Origin of the sequence: Pseudomonas sp. BO3-4 (genome assembly GCF_034044115.1) — a bacterium.
Classification (GTDB): domain Bacteria; phylum Pseudomonadota; class Gammaproteobacteria; order Pseudomonadales; family Pseudomonadaceae; genus Aquipseudomonas; species Aquipseudomonas alloputida.
This window is the reverse complement of sequence record NZ_CP139018.1, coordinates 4,929,396-4,948,604: the sequence shown is the minus strand read 5'-3', so window position 1 is coordinate 4,948,604 and position 19,209 is coordinate 4,929,396. Positions and strand designations below refer to the sequence as shown.

The window sequence follows — 19,209 nt, the reverse complement described above, 5'->3', positions numbered from 1 at the left end:
GCGCCAAGGCTGAGAGGGATGCAACGGAGAGAGCGCCAGTGACCGATATCGATGTGCGTTTGCGTGAAGATGTCCATGTGTTGGGGGAGCTGCTTGGCGAAACCATTCGCCAACAGCACGGCGATGCGTTCCTGCAGAAAATCGAGGACATCCGCCACAGTGCCAAGGCCGACCGCCGTGGCCCGGGTGAGCAGCTGAGCTCAACCTTGGCGGACCTGGCCGAAGAAGACCTGCTGCCCGTAGCGAGGGCCTTCAACCAGTTCCTCAACCTGGCCAACATGGCCGAGCAGTACCAGTTGATCCGCCGCCGCGACGCTGACCAGCCCGAGCCGTTCGAAGCGCAGGTACTGCCCGAGCTGCTGGGGCGCTTGAAGCAGGCCGGCCACAGCAACGATGCCCTGGCCCGGCAACTGGCCAAGCTCGATATCCAGTTGGTGCTCACCGCACATCCCACCGAAGTGGCCCGTCGCACGCTGATCCAGAAGTACGACGCGATCGCCGGCCAACTGGCCGCGCAGGACCATCGTGACCTGACCTCGGCAGAGCGCCAGCAAGTGCGTGAACGCCTGCGCCGGCTGATCGCCGAGGCCTGGCACACCGAGGAAATCCGCCGTACCCGGCCTACGCCGGTAGACGAGGCCAAGTGGGGTTTCGCAGTGATCGAGCATTCACTGTGGCATGCCATCCCCAGCCACCTGCGCAAGGTCGACAAGGCCCTGCTGGAGGCAACTGGCCTGCGCCTGCCGCTGGAGGCCGCGCCGATTCGCTTTGCCTCGTGGATGGGTGGGGACCGGGATGGCAACCCCAATGTAACGGCTGCCGTCACCCGCGAAGTACTCCTGCTGGCGCGCTGGATGGCCGCCGACCTGTTCCTGCGCGACATCGATGCACTGGCCGCCGAGTTGTCCATGCAGCAGGCCAACGACGCCCTGCGCAAACAGGTTGGCGACAGTGCCGAACCCTACCGCGCTGTGCTCAAGCAACTGCGCGACCGCCTGCGTGCGACACGCGCATGGGCGCATTCGGCCTTGACCAGCAACCAACCGGCCGGTGCCGACGTGCTGGTGGACAACCGCGAGCTGATCGCGCCGCTGGAGCTGTGCTACCAGTCACTGCACGAATGCGGCATGGGCGTGATCGCCGAGGGGCCGCTGCTTGACTGCCTGCGTCGTGCGGTGACCTTCGGCCTGTTCCTGGGCCGCCTGGACGTACGCCAGGACGCTGCCCGCCACCGTGATGCGCTGACCGAGATTACCGATTACCTGGGCCTGGGGCGTTACGCCGACTGGGATGAGGAGCAGCGCATCGCGTTCCTCCAGGCCGAGCTGAAAAACCGCCGGCCCCTGTTACCTGCGCATTTCAAGCCGCAAGCGGACACCGCCGAAGTGCTGGCGACCTGCCGGGAAGTGGCCGCTGCGCCGGCCGCCTCGCTGGGGTCTTACGTCATCTCCATGGCCGGTGCCGCCTCGGATGTATTGGCGGTGCAACTGTTGCTCAAGGAAGCCGGCCTGACCCGCCCCATGCGTGTGGTGCCACTGTTCGAGACCTTGGCCGACCTCGACAACGCCGGCCCGGTCATGCAGCGCCTGCTTGGCCTGCCGGGCTACCGCGCGGGCCTGCGCGGCCCGCAGGAAGTGATGATCGGCTACTCCGATTCGGCCAAGGACGCCGGCACCACGGCTGCTGCCTGGGCGCAGTACCGGGCTCAGGAAAACCTGGTGCGTATCTGTGCCGAGCATCAGGTCGAGCTGCTGCTGTTCCACGGCCGTGGCGGTACGGTCGGGCGAGGCGGCGGCCCGGCCCATGCCGCGATCCTGTCGCAGCCGCCGGGTTCGGTGGCGGGGCGTTTCCGCACCACCGAGCAGGGTGAAATGATTCGCTTCAAGTTCGGTTTGCCGGGCATCGCCGAGCAAAACCTCAACCTGTACCTGGCTGCCGTGCTTGAAGCCACGCTGTTGCCACCACCGCCCCCGCAGCCGGCCTGGCGTGAGGTGATGGACCAGTTGGCCGCCGATGGTGTCCAGGCCTACCGCAGCGTGGTACGGGAGAATCCCGATTTCGTCGAGTACTTCCGCCAGTCGACGCCAGAACAGGAGCTGGGGCGCCTGCCGTTGGGCAGCCGCCCGGCCAAGCGTCGTGCCGGGGGCATCGAAAGCCTGCGGGCCATCCCGTGGATCTTCGGCTGGACCCAGACCCGGCTGATGCTGCCGGCCTGGCTGGGCTGGGAAACGGCGCTGACTAATGCCTTGGCCCGTGGTCAGGGTGAGTTGCTGGCGCAAATGCGCGAGCAATGGCCGTTCTTCCGCACCCGAATCGACATGCTGGAAATGGTACTGGCCAAAGCGGATGCGCAAATTGCCGAGGCCTACGACGAACGTCTGGTGCAACCGCACTTGCGTCCTTTAGGTGCGCACCTGCGCGACCTATTGTCGCAGTCATGCCAGGTCGTGCTGGGTCTGACCGGGCAGCCGGTGCTACTGGCGCACAGCCCCGAGACACTGGAATTCATTAGCCTGCGCAATACCTATCTGGACCCGTTGCACCGCCTGCAGGCAGAGTTGCTGGCCCGCTCGCGCAGCCGCGAAGCCGCTCTGGACAGCCCGTTGGAGCAGGCCTTGCTGGTGACCGTGGCGGGTATTGCCGCCGGGCTGCGCAACACCGGCTAAGGACAAGCCCGGGTCATGTCTGGTGACGGCCATACAGGCCCGGCACAATGACGGGGAGGGCGGTTGCGCCAGGCGCAACCGCCTGCCCGGTCAGCCGCAAGTGGCGCATTCCTGCAACTTTGGGACGCTTGTCTGGCTGCCGGGCGCTGTGTATCTTGAGCAGCCTTCTGACCGATTTATGGTCATACCCGATTATCCGGACTTGGCCCTGGTCGCCGAATCCATTGAATTTCATAAAAAAATTTGAGGAGCACAAGATGCGCGTAATTCTGCTGGGAGCTCCCGGGGCCGGTAAAGGTACTCAGGCAAAGTTCATCACCGAAAAGTTCGGTATTCCACAGATCTCCACCGGTGACATGCTGCGTGCCGCCGTCAAGGCCGGCACCCCGCTGGGCCTGGAGCTGAAGAAAGTCATGGATGCCGGTCAGCTGGTCTCCGACGAGTTGATCATCAGCCTGGTGAAGGAGCGCATCGCTCAGCCTGATTGCGCCAACGGCTGCCTGTTCGACGGCTTCCCACGCACCATCCCGCAGGCCGAAGCCATGGTCGCTGCCGGTGTCGACATTGATGCCGTGGTCGAAATTGCCGTGGACGACGAAGAAATCGTCGGCCGCATGGCTGGCCGCCGCGTGCACCTGGCCTCGGGCCGTACCTACCACATTCAGTACAACCCGCCGAAAGTGGAAGGCAAGGACGACGAGACCGGTGAAGACCTGATCCAGCGTGACGACGACAAAGAAGAAACCGTTCGCCATCGCCTGTCGGTCTACCACAGCCAGACCAAGCCGCTGGTGGATTTCTACCAGAAGCTGTCGGCTGCCAATGGCGGCAAGCCGAAGTACAGCCACATCGAAGGTGTCGGCTCGGTTGAAGCCATCACCGCCAAGGTCCTGGCAGCCCTGAGCTGATCCGGCGCCTGACGCACCTCGACAACGGCCCGCTTCTGTGGGAGCGGCCTTGTGTCGCGAAAGGGCTGCAGAGCAGCCCCAGACAATGGTGTGATACCGCTGAAACCCTGGGGCCGCTTTGCGGCCCTTTTCGCGACGCAAGGTCGCTCCTCCAGGGCCAGTGCAGGCTTTGAAATCAGCGTGATGGGCCGCACAGCGGCCCCCTCGGGACACAACGCCGCTGCTGCTCTATACTGCCGCTCTTTTTCATTCGCATCTGGATACCCGTTCGATGACCACCCTGCTGGCCCTGGATACCGCCACCGAAGCCTGTTCCGTCGCGCTGCTGCATGACGGCAAGGTAACCAGCCATTACGAGGTGATCCCGCGCATGCATGCCCAGAAGCTGCTGCCGATGATCAAGCAACTGCTGGCCGACGCTGGCGTGGCACTGAATGCGCTGGATGCCATTGCCTTTGGCCGTGGCCCGGGCGCTTTCACCGGCGTGCGTATTGCCATCGGGGTTGTGCAAGGCCTGGCCTTCGCCCTCGAACGCCCAGTGCTGCCGGTGTCCAACCTGGCCGCTTTGGCCCAGGGTGCATTGCGCGAGCATGGCGTGCAGCAGGTGGCCGCTGCCATCGATGCGCGCATGGATGAAGTGTACTGGGGCTGCTACCAGGCCACGGCGGGCGAAATGCGCCTGGTCGGCCGTGAAGCCGTGTTGCCGCCCGAGCAGGTGGCGCTACCGGCAGGCAGCAATGGCGAGTGGTTCGGTGCCGGTACCGGATGGGGCTATGCCGAGCGCCTGGCGGTACAGGTGGCGGCTAGCAACCCGGGTGCCTTGCCCAACGCCCTGGACGTCCTCAGCCTGGCCACCTTTGCCTGGGCCCGTGGCGAGGTAATCGTCGCCGAGCAGGCGCAACCGGTTTATCTGCGCGATAATGTAGCCACGCCCAAGAAGCACTGAGTGCTGTTCGTCGATTATCGCCGAACACGCTAAAACCTTTTGCGCGATCTGTGGTCCAGTTATCACTCAAGCATTAGCGACGGAACTCTGATGCTGCTAAATTGCCATCATTGGTCCTGAGTGCTCATGCCATGCGTATCGACGGTTTCTCATCGCAGTCCTACCCGCTCAAGCGCATCTCGCGCAAAGCAGCGGTGCGTGACGAGGCCATCGACGATGCTGAGGTGATCGAGGAGGCAGAAGCCGCCCCGCAGGAAGCCACCGCCCGCCGCCCTGGTGGTGGCCTGCCAGCCCGCCAGCAGGATATGGTTTTCCCACGCGCCCGTGACCGCCGTACCGCCACCGCACTGGCCAGCTACCTGAGCACTGCAGGCTTTACTGACTGGGACATGGAAGTACTGGGGCTCGACCTGTACATTTGATGGATGAATCCCCTACCACTGCCTTACTTTCTCGGTTGCCCGTCGTGGAGCGAAAACGCCTGGCGCGACTACCTATACCCCGCTGACGCCAACAGTAATCAAATGCTTGGCTTCTACAGCCAGGTCTTCAACGCCGTCGAAGGCAACACCACGTTCTACGCACGTCCCGCTCCCGGCACCATTGCCCGCTGGGCGCAGGTCATGCCAGAGCACTTTCGCTTCACTGCCAAGTTTCCGCGGGATGTCAGCCATGAAGGCGACCTGCGAGACCAGCTTGAGCCTGCCTTCGACTTCACTCGGCTGATGGCCCCGCTGGGCCAGCGCGTATCACCCTACTGGTTGCAGTTGCCGGCCCAGTTCGGCCCGGCGCGCCTGGGTGAGCTTTGTCACTTCCTCGATCAGATTGCCGTGCCCGTGGCTGTGGAAGTGCGCAACCAGGCCTTTTTTGCCAAGGGTGAGGAAGAACGCCTGCTCAATCGCCTGCTGCACGAGCGCGGTGTGGAGCGTATCTGCCTCGACCCGCGTGCGCTGTTCAGTTGTACCTCGTGCGACCCTGCCGTGCTGCATGCGCAGTCGAAGAAGCCCAGGGTGCCACCGCGTCCGGCAGCCTTCAGCCAGCACCCTCAGGTTCGCTTCATCGGCCATCCGGAACTGGAGGCCAACCACACCTTCCTCAGCCCTTGGGTAGAAAAAGTCGCCGCCTGGATCGAAGAAGGCCGCAATCCCTATATCTTCCTGCACACCTCGGACAATCGCCTGGCTGCGGCGCTGGCCCAGCGTTTCCATCAGCGCCTGATGGCACGCCTGCCGGGCCTGGCACCTTTGCCGGAATTGCCGCGCGCCCCTGAGGTCGAACAATTGGGGCTACTCTGACCTTTCCCTGACTGCCGGAGGTTGAACCATGGATGTGCAAACCCTGCGAGCTGAGGCCTTCAAGGCGTTACACGCGCGCGACGGCGCGTTCGTCATCCCCAACCCGTGGGATGCCGGCTCCGCCAAGTTGCTCGCCAGCCTGGGTTTCGAGGCGCTGGCTACCACCAGTGCAGGCCTGGCCTTCAGCCTTGGCCGGCCGGACGCCGAACGCGCCTTGAGCCTGGACGATACGCTGGACAATGCCGGCGAGATCGTCGATGCCACCGCGCTGCCGGTGGCCGCCGATCTGGAAAACGGCTTTGGCGACTTGCCCGAAGACTGTGCCCAGACCATTCTGCGTGCCGCCGAAATTGGCCTGGTGGGCGGTTCCATCGAAGATGCCAGTGGCCGCAGTGATGCGCCCATCTATGACTTCGGGCTGGCTGTGGAGCGTGTGCGCGCCGCTGTGCAGGCTGCGCGAAGCCTGCCATTCCCGTTCACCTTGTGCGCCCGTGCAGAAAACCTGCTGCACGGGCGCATGGACCTCGACGATACCATCCTGCGCCTGCAAGCCTATGCCGAAGCCGGTGCCGACGTGCTCTACGCCCCCGGGCTGCGCACCGTGGAGGAAGTCCGTGCCGTGGTGCAGGCAGTCGCACCGCGCCCTGTGAATGTGCTGATGGGCATGGCGGGCGTGCCGCTGAGTGTCAACCAGTTGCAGGACCTGGGTGTGCGCCGCGTCAGCGTTGGCTCTTCGCTGGCCCGTGCTGCGCTCGGGGCCTTCTACCGGGCCGCGCAGGAAATTCGCGATGAGGGCACGTTCGGCTACGGTGAGCAGACCATGCCGTTTGCCCAGCTGAACGACCTGTTCCGTCGCTGATGCGGGCATTGCTGGCGCTACTGGCCGGCCTGCTGACGGTGGCCGGCCTGGCCTGGCACTTCGGCTGGCGCCTGCCTGCCGCATGGAACCCCTGGGCGCCGCTGGACGTACGCCAGCCGCCCAACCTGCTGACCCCCTACAAACTGTCGCGCCTGCGCGATGACCCAGCGCTGTGCCGGCAGGCGCTGGAAACCAGCCACCTGCGTTACCGGGCACAAGCCGACAGCCCGGCGTCGGCCAACTGCCCGCTGCAGAACGTATGGCGCATTGAGGGCGGCCAGGCGCGGTTGGGCAGCAGCTTTCTGGCCAGTTGCCCGTTGGCGGTGGCCTATGCACTGTTCGAAAACCATGGCTTGCAGCCGGCGGCGCAGGAGGTGTTTGGGCAACCGGTGACGCAGGTCGATCACCTGGGCAGCTTTGCCTGCCGCAACGTCTACCACCGCAAGCAGGGCCGTTTGAGCCAGCACGCTACGGCCAATGCGCTGGACATCAGCGGATTTCGCCTGAAGGACGGCCAGCGCATTATTCTGGCGCGTGACTGGCAGGCGGGCGGGCAGAAGGCGGAATTCCTGCACCGGGTGCAGCGGGCAGCTTGCGAGAGCTTCAGCACGGTACTGGGGCCGGACTACAACGCTGCGCACCGCAACCACTTCCATCTGGACATGGGGCGCTGGCAGATCTGTCGTTAGCTTCAGGCGTACGCGCGCACGTTGTTCAGCACCACTGGGCGCGCCCAGTGGATGTCGAACGCCAGGTCATTCTGCTGCTTGGCCAGGGTGGCGTCGTCGAACGGTTCGGGCGCCGGGTCCAGCAGGTTGGTCTCGAACTCGGCAATGGGCAGGAACAATGACCGTGGCGTGGGGCCAGGGCCGGGTTCGGCGATCGGCTGACCCTGGTTCATCACCACCGGGCGCAGCCAGCTGTTGTTGATGTCGAGCTGGCGCTGTTGCTCGATCAGTTCCATGGCGCTGAACGGCTCGGGGGCGGGCGGCAGCAGCTTGGCTTCAAGCTCGGCCTTGGGCAGAAACAACGGTTCGGGCGGCGCCACGATGGTGTCATGCACCGGGCAGGCGCGCTGGGCGTCGATCAACGCCAGTGCACGGGCGCCGCCGATGGGTTCGCCGCTGTCCTGGTCGTACTGCACGAACGACTGGCTGACGCCGTCTACGGGCTCTTCCTGCTGCTCGGCCATCGCCCGGGCAAAGAAATCCTGCCACAGGTGGCTGACGCCCCCGAGTGCCTGGGTGTTGTGCTGACTGTAGTTGCCGACAGGCGACAAATAGGTCAAGCCGATGGGAAGAGTATCTGACATGGCAGTCGTGCGCGCTGTGCTCTGGCAGAATAGCGGGATATTGCCTGTATCGGCCGTGGCTGCCGATTCATTAAGGGCTTGGTTTGATTTTTCGGGTGTGAACGATGGAAGAGCAAGGCACGGGTATCAGGGTCGAGGCGATGGCAGCTGAGTATGCGCAACAGGCCAGGGCGTGGGCTGAACGCCTGGGCCTGCCGCTGCAGGACGATACCGCCGCCTTCGCTGTGCAGGTGGGCGCCGACGGCTTGCAGATTCAGCAACTGGGCCCGCAGGCGCCCGGGCCGGTGCGTGTAGACTTCGTCGAAGGCCAGGCTGCGCATCGCCGCCAGTTTGGCGGTGGCAACGGGCAGATGATCGCCAAGGCTGTGGGCATTGCCCAAGGTATCCGGCCGCAGGTGCTGGATGCCACGGCGGGGCTGGGCAAGGACGCGTTCGTGCTGGCCAGCCTTGGCTGCCAGATGACCCTGATCGAGCGCCAGCCGCTGATTGCCGCGCTGCTGGAGGACGGCCTGGCGCGGGCGCGAGCGGATGAAGAAGTGGGCCCGATTGTCGGGCGCATGCGCCTGCTGACCGGCAACGCCATCGAGCGCATGCGCGCCTGGGAAGGGGAGGCGCCGCAGGTGATCTACCTCGACCCGATGTTCCCGCACCGCGACAAGAGCGCCCTGGTGAAAAAGGAAATGCGCGTGTTCCGGCCCTTGGTGGGCGATGACCTGGATGCCCCGGCGCTGCTCGAAGCCGCCCTGGCGCTGGCCAGCCACCGTGTGGTGGTGAAGCGCCCACGCAAGGCACCGATCATCGACGGGCCGAAGCCCAGCCATAGCCTGGAAGGCAAGTCGAGCCGGTATGACATCTATCCGAAGAAGGCTTTGAAGGCCTGACCTGCCCCTATCTGGCCGGCTAGCACGATTGTAGGAGCGGCTTTAGCCGCGAACACCGGCAACGCCGGTGCCATTCACTGCGGCGCCTCCTGCGCGGGAAACTCGCTCCCACAATGACCTGTTATTTCTGCCAGTAGTCATTAGTTGGCTAAGGGCGCGATCCTAACGGACATTTGATCCTGATGGAGGGTAATGTTGATGTCGCCTGCTCCTTATGCCCGGCAAGCTGGCCGCCAGTTTTTTTACTGTAACGGCAAGATAGTTGCTGAATTGAATGGCGATGCCCGCTGGCGTTTCTTTCAGGCTAATGACCTGGTGCTGGCTCAGAAAGATCATCAGTCCTCGGGCTTGTCCAGCATGCTGACGGCATCCGACCAGCAGCGCTCGGTCCTACTCATTTATGAAAAGAAACGCCTGGAATCACAGGCTTACTCGCCCTATGGGCATCACAATCAGGGTAGCGGCTTGCTGTCGTTGCTTGCCTTCAGTGGCGAGCGGCTGGATGCGAGTTCGGGGCTTTACCATCTGGGGAATGGTTACAGGCAATTCAGCCCGGTCATGATGCGCTTTTGCAGCCCGGACAGTTGGAGCCCATTCGGTGCAGGTAGTTTTAATGCGTATGCGTATTGTGTGGGAGATCCTGTGAACCGTATTGACCCGACGGGGCATGCTGGAGTTAGGGTGACAATTCAAAGAAAACAATCAAGGCCAAATAGACCCGTGCAGAAAGTAATGGAGTCTAACTCTCTAGTGTCGAAGGAAAGAATCTATAAGCGTAATGGGGCTGATCGTATCATACCAGAGAGTAGAGCAGGGGTTGGAGAGGATGTTTCATTTGAGTCATTATTCAATTCGCACGAAATCGCTGAGCAGCATCGTTTGTTTGCGCAGTTTAACGCACCTGCGAGAACATCTTCAGAAAGCAAGAAAGTATTCTTCCAATCGCATGATTCAGGTCCGGATGTTGAAGCCGGAAAGCGCTATGCTCAATCGTTGAATGTACACAAGGACTCGCTCGAAAGTGAAATCAAAGCGCGTGATTTGAAAGATCTTTTAAGTGATTTGGATGCGGTTAATGCTCGTATGTCCGCAGCGGGATCCTCGCGAGACCTAATGATTCAAGCCGCGTTAATAGCAGAGATCAGAAGGCGTCCCGCATAAATGGCTTGGGTGTGATGAGCTCTATATCAGCTGCCTTCTGCGTGCACTCACGTAGAAGGCAGAAGTTTGGCTAGTGAGTGATTGAAAAAGTATTAATGAAGATTTTTCTCAGTCCCTAAACGCCCGTAAGAACACTTTTACCACCTCGCGCACATGCGCCTCGGCTTCATCGCCTTCCAGCGGCCCCGCACATCCCAGCAGCAAGCGGTAATCTGGCGCCCCCTTGACCAGGCAGAAGAAGTGCTCCGCCGCCCTCAAGGGGTTGTCGATGCGCAGCAGTCCGCGCTCATGTGCCCCGCGCAGTAGCGCTTCCATGCCTGCGAGCACGCGCTTGGGCCCGGCTTCGTAGAAGTACTCGCCAAAACTCGGGTCCAGGCTGCCCTGGGCCATGATCAGGCGGCTGAGCTTGACCGCTTCGTCACTGCTGATAAGCGCCTGGAAGTTGCGGGCAATGGTCAGCAGCACGTCTTCCACCGGCACCCCCTCGGGATACTCGAACAGCAGGTCAGGCAACTGGATCTGGCAGGTGGCCATGACCGCCGAGCAGAACAGGGTCTGCTTGTCGGTGAAGTGGCTGTACACGGTGAGCTTTGAAACACCTGCCGCCGCAGCGACCGCATCCATGCTGGTGTTGGCGTAGCCAAGGCTGAGGAACAGCGCCTTGGCCGCTTCGAGAATCGCCTCGCGCTTGGCCAGGTCCTTGGGCCGGCCCGGGCCGATGGGTGCGTCGTTGGACATTGTGGTCTGCATCTGGTTGAAGGTTCACCATCTTAACGGGTCACGCGCCATCCGGCTAAAGCCAGGCTGCATTATCTGCTGTCTGCCAGTGGACAGTTGATTGACAAGAATGTCGTTGCGAAGGTGCCGTTGACCACCCACTGCGCACCCAGGCGCGAAACGCGGGGGGTAATGGGCTCAAACCGCACCCTCGAAAAACCCGCGCATACCCTTCCCGGCATCGTTGCGCTGATTTAATATACCAGCCAGTACAAATATTAAATGTGCACTCCGCGAAAGGATTCATCATGTTGCGCCATGCCTTGTCCATCGCTCTGCCCGCCGCCGCTGCCCTGCTTCTGGCGGCGTGTGGTCAGGAAGCCGCCCCACCCGCCGCGCCGCGCCCGGCGCTGGTGGTGCAGCCACAGCCTGCCGAAGCCGCTGCCGACAGTTACCCCGGCGAAGTGCGCGCGCGCTTCGAGCCGGAGCTGGCCTTCCGCATTGGCGGCAAGGTCAGCAAGCGACTGGTGGAGGAGGGGCAGCGGGTCAAGGCCGACCAGCCACTGGCCGAGCTGGACCCGCAGGACGTGCGCCTGCAACTTGAAGCCAACCGCGCCCAGCTGGCGGCTGCCGAGGCCAACCTGGCATTGGTGCGCGCCGAGCGCGACCGCTACCAGAAGCTGCTGGAACGGCAGATGGTCAGCCACTCCCAGTTCGACAACGCCGAAAACCTCTACCGCGCCGGCCTTGCCCGTCTGAAGCAGGCCAAGGCCGAGTTCGATGTGGCGGGCAACCAGGCCGAATATGCCGTATTGCGTGCGCCGCAAGCCGGGGTGATCGCCAAGCGCCAGGTTGAAGTGGGCCAGGTGGTCGCCGCCGGGCAGACCGTGTTTACCCTTGCCGCCGATGGCGAGCGAGAAGTAGCCATCGGCCTGCCGGAGCAGCAGTTCGCCCGCTTCGCTGTGGGCCAACCGGTGAGCGTGGAGCTGTGGTCTAACCCGCAGGCGCGTTTTCAGGGGCGCATTCGCGAGCTGTCACCGGCCGCCGACCCGCGCTCGCGCACGTTCGCGGCGCGCATCGCCTTTACCACGGCCGCCGTACCGGCCGAGCTGGGCCAGAGCGCCCGGGTGTTCATCGCCAAGGACGGGCTGATCCCGCTGGCGGTACCGCTGTCGGCCGTGACTGCGGAAAACGGTCAGGCCTATGTCTGGCGGGTGAACAAGGAAAGCCGCCTGGAGCGGGCGACCGTGCGCCTGGGGGCTTATGGCAGCGACAGCGTGCCGGTGCTCGAAGGCCTGGACCCGGGTGACTGGGTGGTTGCCGCTGGTGGCCATGTACTGCGCGAGGGCCAGGAGGTACGCCCCGTGGACCGCAGCAACCGTGTAGTGAACCTGACGGCCAAGGAGTAAGTCCCGATGGGTTTCAACCTTTCTGCCTGGGCGCTGCGCAACCGCCAGATCGTCCTGTTCCTGATGATCCTGCTGGCCGTCATTGGCGCCATGTCGTACACCAAGCTTGGCCAGAGCGAGGATCCGCCATTCACCTTCAAGGCCATGGTCATTCGCACCCTGTGGCCAGGCGCCAGCGCTGAAGAAGTGTCGCGACAGGTGACCGAGCGCATCGAAAAGAAGCTGATGGAAACCGGTGAGTACGAGAGAATCGTCTCGTTCTCTCGCCCCGGCGAATCGCAGGTTACTTTCATGGCCCGCGACTCGCTGCACTCCAAGGACATCCCCGAGTTGTGGTACCAGATCCGCAAGAAGGTTGCGGACATTCGCCACACCTTGCCGCCGGAGATCCAGGGCCCGTTCTTCAACGACGAGTTCGGCACCACCTTCGGCAATATCTATGCGCTGACTGGCGAAGGCTTTGACTATGCGGTGCTCAAGGACTACGCCGACCGCATCCAGATCCAGCTGCAGCGGGTCAAGGATGTGGGCAAGGTCGAGCTGATCGGCCTGCAGGACGAGAAAGTCTGGATCGAGCTGTCCAACCTCAAGCTGGCCACCCTCGGCGTGCCCCTGGAAGCCGTGCAGAAGGCATTGCAAGAACAGAACGCGGTGAGCACCGCCGGTTTCTTCGAGACGCCCAGCGAGCGCTTGCAACTGCGCGTGAGCGGGCGTTTCGACAGTGTCGAGCAGATCCGCCAGTTCCCCATTCGCGTGGGGGATCGCACCTTCCGGATTGGTGATGTCGCCGAGGTGCACCGTGGCTTCAACGACCCACCTGCACCGCGCATGCGCTTCATGGGCGAGGATGCCATTGGCCTGGCGGTGTCGATGAAAGACGGTGGCGACATCCTGGTACTGGGCAAGGCCCTGGAAGGCGAGTTCGAGCGCCTGGCGCATAACCTGCCTGCCGGCATGGCGCTGCGCAAGGTTTCGGATCAACCGGCGGCGGTCAAGGCCGGCGTGGGCGAGTTCGTGCAGGTGCTGGTCGAGGCGTTGGTCATTGTGCTGCTGGTGAGTTTCTTCTCGCTGGGCCTGCGCACTGGCCTGGTGGTGGCGCTGGCCATTCCGCTGGTGTTGGCCATGACCTTTGCCGCCATGCATTACTTCGGCATCGGCCTGCACAAGATTTCCCTTGGCGCGCTGGTGCTGGCCTTGGGCTTGCTGGTGGACGACGCGATCATTGCCGTGGAGATGATGGCGATCAAGATGGAGCAGGGCTATGACCGCCTCAAGGCAGCCAGCTATGCCTGGACGAGTACGGCCTTCCCGATGCTCACCGGGACGCTGATCACGGCAGCAGGCTTTCTGCCGATTGCCACTGCGGCCTCCAGCACCGGCGAATATACCCGGTCGATCTTCCAGGTGGTCACCATCGCTTTGCTGACCTCTTGGGTGGCGGCCGTGGTGTTCGTGCCTTACCTGGGCGAGCGCCTGCTACCCGACCTGGCCAAGCTGCATGCCGCGCGCCATGGCAAGGACGGCCATGCTCCAGACCCATACGCCACCCCGTTCTACCAGCGCGTGCGACGGCTGGTGGAGTGGTGCGTACGGCGGCGCAAGACGGTAATCCTGCTGACCGTTGCCGCTTTTGTCGGCAGCCTCCTGCTGTTCCGCTTCGTACCCCAGCAGTTCTTCCCGGCCTCCGGGCGCCCGGAGCTGATGGTTGACCTGAAGCTGGCCGAAGGCGCCTCGCTGGCCAATACCGCCGAGCGGGTCAAGCAGCTGGAGGCGCTGCTCAAGCAGCAGGACGGTATCGACAACTACGTGGCCTATGTGGGCACCGGTTCGCCGCGCTTCTACCTGCCGCTGGACCAGCAACTGCCGGCAGCCAGCTTTGCCCAGTTCGTGGTGCTGGCCAAGTCGATGGAAGACCGCGAACGCCTGCGCAGTTGGCTGATCAGCACGGTGGACCAGCAGTTCCCCGACCTGCGCGCCCGGGTCACGCGCCTGGAAAACGGCCCACCCGTGGGCTACCCGGTGCAGTTCCGGGTCACTGGCGAGCATATCGAGAAGGCCCGTGCACTGGCCCGTGAAGTGGCGGACAAGGTGCGCGAGAACCCGCATGTGGTGAACGTGCACCTGGACTGGGAGGAACCCAGCAAGGCGGTGTTCCTCGAAATCGACCAGGACCGCGCCCGTGCGCTGGGCGTGAGCACTTCGCACCTGGCGAGCTTCCTGCAAAGCTCGCTGATCGGTACCACGGTCAGCCAGTACCGCGAGGACAACGAACTGATCGAGATCCTGCTGCGCGGCACCCGGCAGGAACGCAGCGAGCTGGGCAACCTGGGTAGCCTGGCGTTGCCCACCGACAATGGCCAGAGCGTGGCGTTGTCGCAGGTGGCAACCCTGGAGTACGGCTTTGAAGAAGGCATTATCTGGCACCGCAACCGCTTGCCGACGGTGACCGTGCGTGCCGATATCTACGACCAGGAGCAGCCGGCGACGCTGGTGAAGCAAATTCTGCCGACCCTGCAGGACATCCGCGCCAAGCTGCCCGATGGCTACCTGCTGGAGGTGGGCGGCACGGTGGAGGACTCCGAACGGGGGCAGAAATCGGTGAATGCCGGCATGCCACTGTTCATCGTGGTAGTCCTGAGCTTGCTGATGATCCAGTTGCGCAGTTTCTCGCGCACGGTGATGGTGTTCCTCACCGCGCCGCTGGGGCTGATTGGTGTGACCCTGTTCCTGCTGGTGTTCCGCCAGCCGTTCGGCTTTGTCGCCATGCTCGGCACCATTGCACTGGCGGGGATGATCATGCGCAACTCGGTGATCCTGGTGGACCAGATCGAGCAGGACATCGCAGCGGGGATGGAGCGCTGGCAGGCGATCATCGAGGCTACGGTGCGGCGCTTCCGGCCGATCGTGCTGACCGCGCTGGCGGCGGTGCTGGCCATGATCCCGTTGTCACGTAGTGTGTTCTACGGGCCGATGGCGGTGGCGATCATGGGCGGGTTGATCGTGGCCACGGTGCTAACACTGCTGTTCCTGCCGGCGTTGTATGCGGCGTGGTTCAGGGTGAAGAAGGGCTGAAGACCGCAGGGGGAGGGCTTAGCCCTCCCTTCGCGGGTGAACCCGCTCCTACGACGGCCTGTGTCCAACCCCGCCGCCGTGTAGGAGCGGGTATACCCGCGAATACGGTGGCGGCAGCAACGGTGAGCGGCTGGTGAAAATTGGCCAGCAGGCCCGGCCCTTTCGCGGGTGAACCCGCTCCTACAGCGCGCCGAAGACCTTCTTGGCCAGGCTGGTAGCCGCAGCTGCCGGGTTCTGGCGAATACTCTGCTCCTGTTTGCCGATCATTTCGAACAGGCCATCCAGCGCCTTCTCGGTCACGTAGTTCTCGATGTTGGCGTCATCCTTGACCAGCCCCAGGCCTTTGGCCTGGGCGGCGAAGGCATTGTACTGCTGGGCCACGCCAACCTTGTCGGTGGCCTGCTTGACGATTGGCAGGAACTTGGCGCGGATCTGCTCGCGGCTGCTCTTGTTCAGGTACTGGGTGGCCGAGTCGTCACCGCCGCTGAGAATGCCCTTGGCATCGGTCACGCTCATGTTCTTGACGGCATCCACCAGAATCGCCTGGGCCTGCGGCACGGCTGCCTCGGCGGCTTTGTTCATGCTGGTTTCCAGGGCTTCGACCTGTTCACCCTTGCCGAACATTTTCATCGCCTTGGCGGCTTTGCCCAGGTTGCCTGGCAGCTCGATGCGCACGTCCGGGTTGTTGCTGAAGCCGCCTGGGGTGCTCAGTTGCTTGACGGCCAACTGCGCACCTTGGGTCAGGGCATCTTTCAGGCCGCCGGTGGCGTCTTTCTGGCTCAGGTCGCCCAGCGACAGGGCCAGGGCACTGGCCGACAGCAGCAGGCCGGCGCACAGGGTGGTGAAGCGCAGGGAAGTGCGGATCATGAAGCTTTCCTTGTAAACGGATGAGTGCGGGTATCAGCGAACCTGATCTACCTTGATGCGTACCGATTGCGGGTCACTGCCATCAAGCGCGACACCGTGGTGTTCGGTATTGATGAACAGCAACTTGCCATTCAGCTCGATGCGCGCGCTCACCGCATAGCGGTGGCCAGGCTTGACCTGCGCGGGGTCATAGGTGAGATGGAACGGCAGCGGCACGTTGCCTTTGACCGGGCCGGCCTGGCGCGCCAGGGTCACGGCAGGGGCGTCCATCAGCGACACATCCTGCAGTTCCACGCTCAGGGTGGCGGCAGGCGGCAGGGCAATGCGCTGCAGGTAGAAGACTTCACCGTCCAGGCTGGCCTGGTTGGGTGGGGTTTGGCTGGAGCAGGCTGCAAGCAGGGATGCGCAACACAGCATAAAGAGCTTTTTCATGGAATCTCCGGTGTCCTTGGAGCTGGCTTGTGGCCAACCCCACGGACTTTAGCGGATTTTGCCGACCGATGAACCGTTAGAGGGTCGAAGTTTCCAACCCGTCGTCACGGTGCAGAGCCACTTGGCGGATCGACAGGCGCAGCTCGGCCGACAGCACTCGCTTGGCCACGCCCTCGGCCAGCTCGCCGAGTTTGTCGTGATAACCCAGCTTGCCTTGCGCATCGGCGTGCAGAACCCCTTGCTGGAGCAGGGTCTGGATGAAGTGGCGGAACAGCGTCTTGTCGAAGAACTCCGGTGCGTTCAGGCCATGCAGGATCGACAGGCGCTGGGCCATCATCACGCACAGGTCTTCCAGCGCTTCGGCGCTCAGGCTGTTCTGCCCGCTGTTGATCAGCAGCGAGGTGGCCATGTAGAAGCGCTGCAGGGTCTGGGTGATGGTGCGGGCGAGCAGGGTCAGCAACACGAACTGCCGCGAGCTGGGCGCCGGGCGCACGTACAGGTCGTTGTCCTGGCGCAGCAGGCCCTGTTCCACCAGCGCGACCAGCCATTGGTCGATGACCTCGTCCAGCTGTTCTGGCGTCCAGCGCAGGAACAGTTCGGCCTGTAGGTAGGGGTAAAGCGCGTGCACATACTGGCCCAGCAGTTCACGGCTCATGCGTGAACTGCTGAGGAAGAAGCTGGCCAGCAGCGCCGGCAGGGCGAAGATGTGCAGCACGTTGTTGCGGTAGTAGGTCATCAGCACCGCGTTGCCTTCATCCAGGTAGAGGATGCGGCCCAGGGCATCCTTCTGCTCGGCCACCAGGTTCATGCTGCGCACATGTTCGATCAGTGCCTGGCCGTCGCCCTCGGGCAGGGTGGTGTGCGGCGAGTAGGGCACTTGGCGCAGCAGCGCCAGGTACAGGTCGAGAACGCGGGTCAGGGCGCGCTCGTCCAGGGCAAGGCGGCTGGTGGACAGCAGTGCCAGGGCCACCAGGTTGACCGGGTTGATGGCCGCCGCCTCGTTGAGGTGGCGGGCCACGGTTTCTCCCAGGCGGGCGGTGGTGGCGTTGAGCCAGTCCGGCCGGTACTGCGGACCGTGATCCTGTTCACGCCAGCCGGGCTGCTGCTGGTCGAGGAAGCCAGCCAGGCGGATGGGTTCGCCGAAGTTGACGTAGACCTGGCCAAAGCGCTGCTTGAGTGCGCCGAACACCTTGAAGATGTCCAACACCGACTCCTTCTTCTTGCTGGCGCCGCGCAGTTCGCCCAGGTAGGTACGGCCTTCAAGCACGCGCTCGTAGCCGATGTACACCGGCACGAACACGATTGGCGTACGCGACGAACGCAGGAAGCTGCGCAGGGTAATGGCCAGCATCCCGGTGCGCGGCTGCAACATGCGCCCGGTGCGCGAGCGGCCGCCTTCGACGAAGTACTCGACCGGGAAGCCCTTGGTGTACAGGGTATGCAGGTACTCATTGAACACCGCCGTGTAAAGCGGGTTGCCCTTGAACGTGCGGCGCATGAAGAAGGCGCCACCACGGCGTAGCAGGTTACCCACCACCGGCATGTTGAGGTTGATGCCTGCAGCCACGTGCGGCGGAGTGAGGCCGTTGCGGAACAGCAGGTACGACAGCAGCAGGTAGTCGATGTGGCTGCGGTGGCACGGCACGTAGATCACTTCATGGCCAGGGGCGATACCCTGCACCTGTTCGATGTGGTTGACCTTGATGCCGTCGTAGATCTTGTTCCAGAACCAGCTGAGCACCACTTCGAGGAAGCGGATGGCGGTATAGGTGTAGTCCGAGGCTATCTCGTTGCCATAGCGCAGTGCCTGGGCCTCGGCTTTGGCCTGCGGAAGGTTCTCGCGCTGCGCTTCGTCGGCAATCGCCTGGCGCACTTGCGGGGCATGGACCAGGCCTTTGACCAGGGTGCGTCGGTGCGAGATGTCCGGGCCGATGACGGCAGTCTTGAGGTTGCGAAAGTGCACGCGCATCAGGCGCTGGGCCATGCGCACGGTGCGCTCGTGGCCTTTGTTGTGCTGCACCAGCTCGCGCAGGTGGATTGGCGCGGAGAACTGTACCCGGGTCTTGCGCCCCAGGATCAGTACGGTCAGCAGCCGGCGCAGGCGCCCGGTTACCGCCCAGCTGTCGGCGAACAGCAGCTTCCAGGGGCTGGACTCGCTGGCCGGGGTCTGGCCCCAGAACACGCTGACAGGAATGATCTGCGCATCTTCTTCAGCATGCTGGCTGACGGCAGCCACCAGGCGTTCGAGGGTGGGCGGGGCGCCGCTTTTGTCCTGGCGGCCGAGCCAGTCCGGGTCGGGGGTCAGGTAGAAGAACGCGGCGGGTTCCTGCAGTGGGCCGACAGCTACCGGCAGCACCGGGCGCGGTAGCCCCGCCTTGGTGCACTCGTGGTCGAGCACGGCCAGGTCGGTGAGCGCGGGCGAGGGCAGCGCATAGAACACCGGCCGGCTGCGGTCGAGGTTGAGGGTCATGGAAGACTGGTTGATGGTCTCGGAGCGCACCCACAGGTACAACAGGCGACGCAGGCCGCCGAAGATCAGGCGGTGCAGGGGGGAACGGGTCATGGGGTGTGTGCCCTGGGTGTGATGTTCAGGTGGGTATTCTGCTATTTAGTCTGCCGTATCGGCGTAAGTTCAGCAAAATTCGGCCAACGGCGGCGCCGTCATCAATTTTTTTTGTTCTGTG

16 protein-coding genes are annotated in these 19,209 nt (G+C 63.5%); 11 read left to right on the top strand and 5 right to left on the bottom strand.

Going from position 1 to position 19,209, the window contains the following annotated elements; translation table 11 throughout:
* The first annotated feature begins 38 nt into the window (after positions 1-38).
* The 7 genes from ppc to REH59_RS22685 all read left to right on the top strand — a co-directional run bounded on the left by ppc (position 39) and on the right by REH59_RS22685 (position 7,363).
* Complete coding sequence (gene ppc, locus REH59_RS22715) at positions 39-2,666, top strand: phosphoenolpyruvate carboxylase (RefSeq protein WP_012053566.1); 2,628 nt, start codon at positions 39-41, stop codon at positions 2,664-2,666.
* Positions 2,667-2,923: 257 nt separating this feature from the next.
* The gene (gene adk / locus REH59_RS22710) at positions 2,924-3,574 is read left to right on the top strand and encodes an adenylate kinase (RefSeq protein WP_004575467.1); all 651 of its coding nucleotides are present in this window, start codon (positions 2,924-2,926) and stop codon (positions 3,572-3,574) included.
* 271 nt (positions 3,575-3,845) lie between these two features.
* Complete coding sequence (gene tsaB / locus REH59_RS22705) at positions 3,846-4,520, top strand: tRNA (adenosine(37)-N6)-threonylcarbamoyltransferase complex dimerization subunit type 1 TsaB (RefSeq protein ID WP_014860589.1); 675 nt, start codon at positions 3,846-3,848, stop codon at positions 4,518-4,520.
* 131 nt (positions 4,521-4,651) lie between these two features.
* Positions 4,652-4,942, top strand: coding sequence for a hypothetical protein (locus REH59_RS22700; protein WP_012053565.1), 291 nt, complete (start codon positions 4,652-4,654; stop codon positions 4,940-4,942).
* A gap of 3 nt (positions 4,943-4,945) precedes the next feature.
* Positions 4,946-5,815: a DUF72 domain-containing protein gene (locus REH59_RS22695; protein WP_014860590.1), complete on the top strand. Its 870-nt coding sequence runs from the start codon at positions 4,946-4,948 to the stop codon at positions 5,813-5,815.
* 28 nt (positions 5,816-5,843) lie between these two features.
* Positions 5,844-6,674, top strand: coding sequence for an isocitrate lyase/PEP mutase family protein (locus REH59_RS22690; protein WP_121784009.1), 831 nt, complete (start codon positions 5,844-5,846; stop codon positions 6,672-6,674).
* Positions 6,674-7,363 carry an extensin family protein gene (locus REH59_RS22685; protein WP_014860592.1) on the top strand — a complete coding sequence of 230 codons (690 nt, stop codon included), beginning with the start codon at positions 6,674-6,676 and terminating at the stop codon, positions 7,361-7,363. The genes REH59_RS22690 and REH59_RS22685 overlap by 1 nt, the downstream gene beginning before the upstream one ends.
* Before the next feature lie 2 nt (positions 7,364-7,365).
* On the opposite strand, the gene REH59_RS22680 is transcribed toward REH59_RS22685, so the two are convergent.
* Positions 7,366-7,986: a hypothetical protein gene (locus REH59_RS22680; protein ID WP_014860593.1), complete on the bottom strand. Its 621-nt coding sequence runs from the start codon at positions 7,984-7,986 to the stop codon at positions 7,366-7,368.
* A 104-nt stretch (positions 7,987-8,090) separates the two neighbouring features.
* On the opposite strand from REH59_RS22680, the gene REH59_RS22675 reads away from it, so the two are divergent.
* Together REH59_RS22675 and REH59_RS22670 are read left to right on the top strand one after the other, a co-directional pair.
* Positions 8,091-8,867 carry a class I SAM-dependent methyltransferase gene (locus REH59_RS22675; RefSeq protein WP_014592156.1) on the top strand — a complete coding sequence of 259 codons (777 nt, stop codon included), beginning with the start codon at positions 8,091-8,093 and terminating at the stop codon, positions 8,865-8,867.
* Between the two features lie 192 nt (positions 8,868-9,059).
* Complete coding sequence (locus REH59_RS22670) at positions 9,060-10,028, top strand: RHS repeat-associated core domain-containing protein (protein ID WP_128573700.1); 969 nt, start codon at positions 9,060-9,062, stop codon at positions 10,026-10,028.
* A gap of 108 nt (positions 10,029-10,136) precedes the next feature.
* On the opposite strand, the gene REH59_RS22665 is transcribed toward REH59_RS22670, so the two are convergent.
* On the bottom strand, positions 10,137-10,778 hold the full coding sequence (locus REH59_RS22665; RefSeq protein ID WP_014860594.1) for a TetR/AcrR family transcriptional regulator: 642 nt from the start codon (positions 10,776-10,778) through the stop codon (positions 10,137-10,139).
* Positions 10,779-11,053: 275 nt separating this feature from the next.
* On the opposite strand from REH59_RS22665, the gene REH59_RS22660 reads away from it, so the two are divergent.
* Both REH59_RS22660 and REH59_RS22655 read left to right on the top strand, forming a co-directional pair.
* Positions 11,054-12,154, top strand: coding sequence for an efflux RND transporter periplasmic adaptor subunit (locus tag REH59_RS22660; protein WP_108190580.1), 1,101 nt, complete (start codon positions 11,054-11,056; stop codon positions 12,152-12,154).
* 6 nt (positions 12,155-12,160) lie between these two features.
* Entirely contained in the window at positions 12,161-15,226 is a 3,066-nt protein-coding gene (locus tag REH59_RS22655; RefSeq protein ID WP_014754291.1) for an efflux RND transporter permease subunit, read from the top strand.
* Between the two features lie 180 nt (positions 15,227-15,406).
* Here REH59_RS22655 and REH59_RS22650 read toward each other — a convergent pair whose 3' ends face one another.
* The 3 genes from REH59_RS22650 to plsB form a co-directional block, all read right to left on the bottom strand.
* Positions 15,407-16,093: a DUF4197 domain-containing protein gene (locus REH59_RS22650; protein ID WP_003252248.1), complete on the bottom strand. Its 687-nt coding sequence runs from the start codon at positions 16,091-16,093 to the stop codon at positions 15,407-15,409.
* 33 nt (positions 16,094-16,126) lie between these two features.
* Positions 16,127-16,525, bottom strand: coding sequence for a YbaY family lipoprotein (locus tag REH59_RS22645; RefSeq protein WP_003252249.1), 399 nt, complete (start codon positions 16,523-16,525; stop codon positions 16,127-16,129).
* Positions 16,526-16,601: 76 nt separating this feature from the next.
* The gene (gene plsB / locus REH59_RS22640) at positions 16,602-19,088 is read right to left on the bottom strand and encodes a glycerol-3-phosphate 1-O-acyltransferase PlsB (protein ID WP_014861536.1); all 2,487 of its coding nucleotides are present in this window, start codon (positions 19,086-19,088) and stop codon (positions 16,602-16,604) included.
* Positions 19,089-19,209 lie beyond the last annotated feature (121 nt).

What these genes read in the sequence shown, in the direction of transcription:
- adk (WP_004575467.1), top strand. Translation starts at nt 2,924, where the DNA reads ATGCGCGTAATTCTGCTGGGAGCTCCCGGGGCCGGTAAAGGTACTCAG.
- tsaB (WP_014860589.1), top strand. Translation starts at nt 3,846, where the DNA reads ATGACCACCCTGCTGGCCCTGGATACCGCCACCGAAGCCTGTTCCGTC.
- REH59_RS22700 (WP_012053565.1), top strand. Translation starts at nt 4,652, where the DNA reads ATGCGTATCGACGGTTTCTCATCGCAGTCCTACCCGCTCAAGCGCATC.
- REH59_RS22695 (WP_014860590.1), top strand. Translation starts at nt 4,946, where the DNA reads ATGAATCCCCTACCACTGCCTTACTTTCTCGGTTGCCCGTCGTGGAGC.
- REH59_RS22690 (WP_121784009.1), top strand. Translation starts at nt 5,844, where the DNA reads ATGGATGTGCAAACCCTGCGAGCTGAGGCCTTCAAGGCGTTACACGCG.
- REH59_RS22685 (WP_014860592.1), top strand. Translation starts at nt 6,674, where the DNA reads ATGCGGGCATTGCTGGCGCTACTGGCCGGCCTGCTGACGGTGGCCGGC.
- REH59_RS22680 (WP_014860593.1), bottom strand. Translation starts at nt 7,986, where the DNA reads ATGTCAGATACTCTTCCCATCGGCTTGACCTATTTGTCGCCTGTCGGC.
- REH59_RS22675 (WP_014592156.1), top strand. Translation starts at nt 8,091, where the DNA reads ATGGAAGAGCAAGGCACGGGTATCAGGGTCGAGGCGATGGCAGCTGAG.
- REH59_RS22670 (WP_128573700.1), top strand. Translation starts at nt 9,060, where the DNA reads ATGTTGATGTCGCCTGCTCCTTATGCCCGGCAAGCTGGCCGCCAGTTT.
- REH59_RS22665 (WP_014860594.1), bottom strand. Translation starts at nt 10,778, where the DNA reads ATGCAGACCACAATGTCCAACGACGCACCCATCGGCCCGGGCCGGCCC.
- REH59_RS22660 (WP_108190580.1), top strand. Translation starts at nt 11,054, where the DNA reads ATGTTGCGCCATGCCTTGTCCATCGCTCTGCCCGCCGCCGCTGCCCTG.
- REH59_RS22655 (WP_014754291.1), top strand. Translation starts at nt 12,161, where the DNA reads ATGGGTTTCAACCTTTCTGCCTGGGCGCTGCGCAACCGCCAGATCGTC.
- REH59_RS22650 (WP_003252248.1), bottom strand. Translation starts at nt 16,093, where the DNA reads ATGATCCGCACTTCCCTGCGCTTCACCACCCTGTGCGCCGGCCTGCTG.
- REH59_RS22645 (WP_003252249.1), bottom strand. Translation starts at nt 16,525, where the DNA reads ATGAAAAAGCTCTTTATGCTGTGTTGCGCATCCCTGCTTGCAGCCTGC.
- plsB (WP_014861536.1), bottom strand. Translation starts at nt 19,088, where the DNA reads ATGACCCGTTCCCCCCTGCACCGCCTGATCTTCGGCGGCCTGCGTCGC.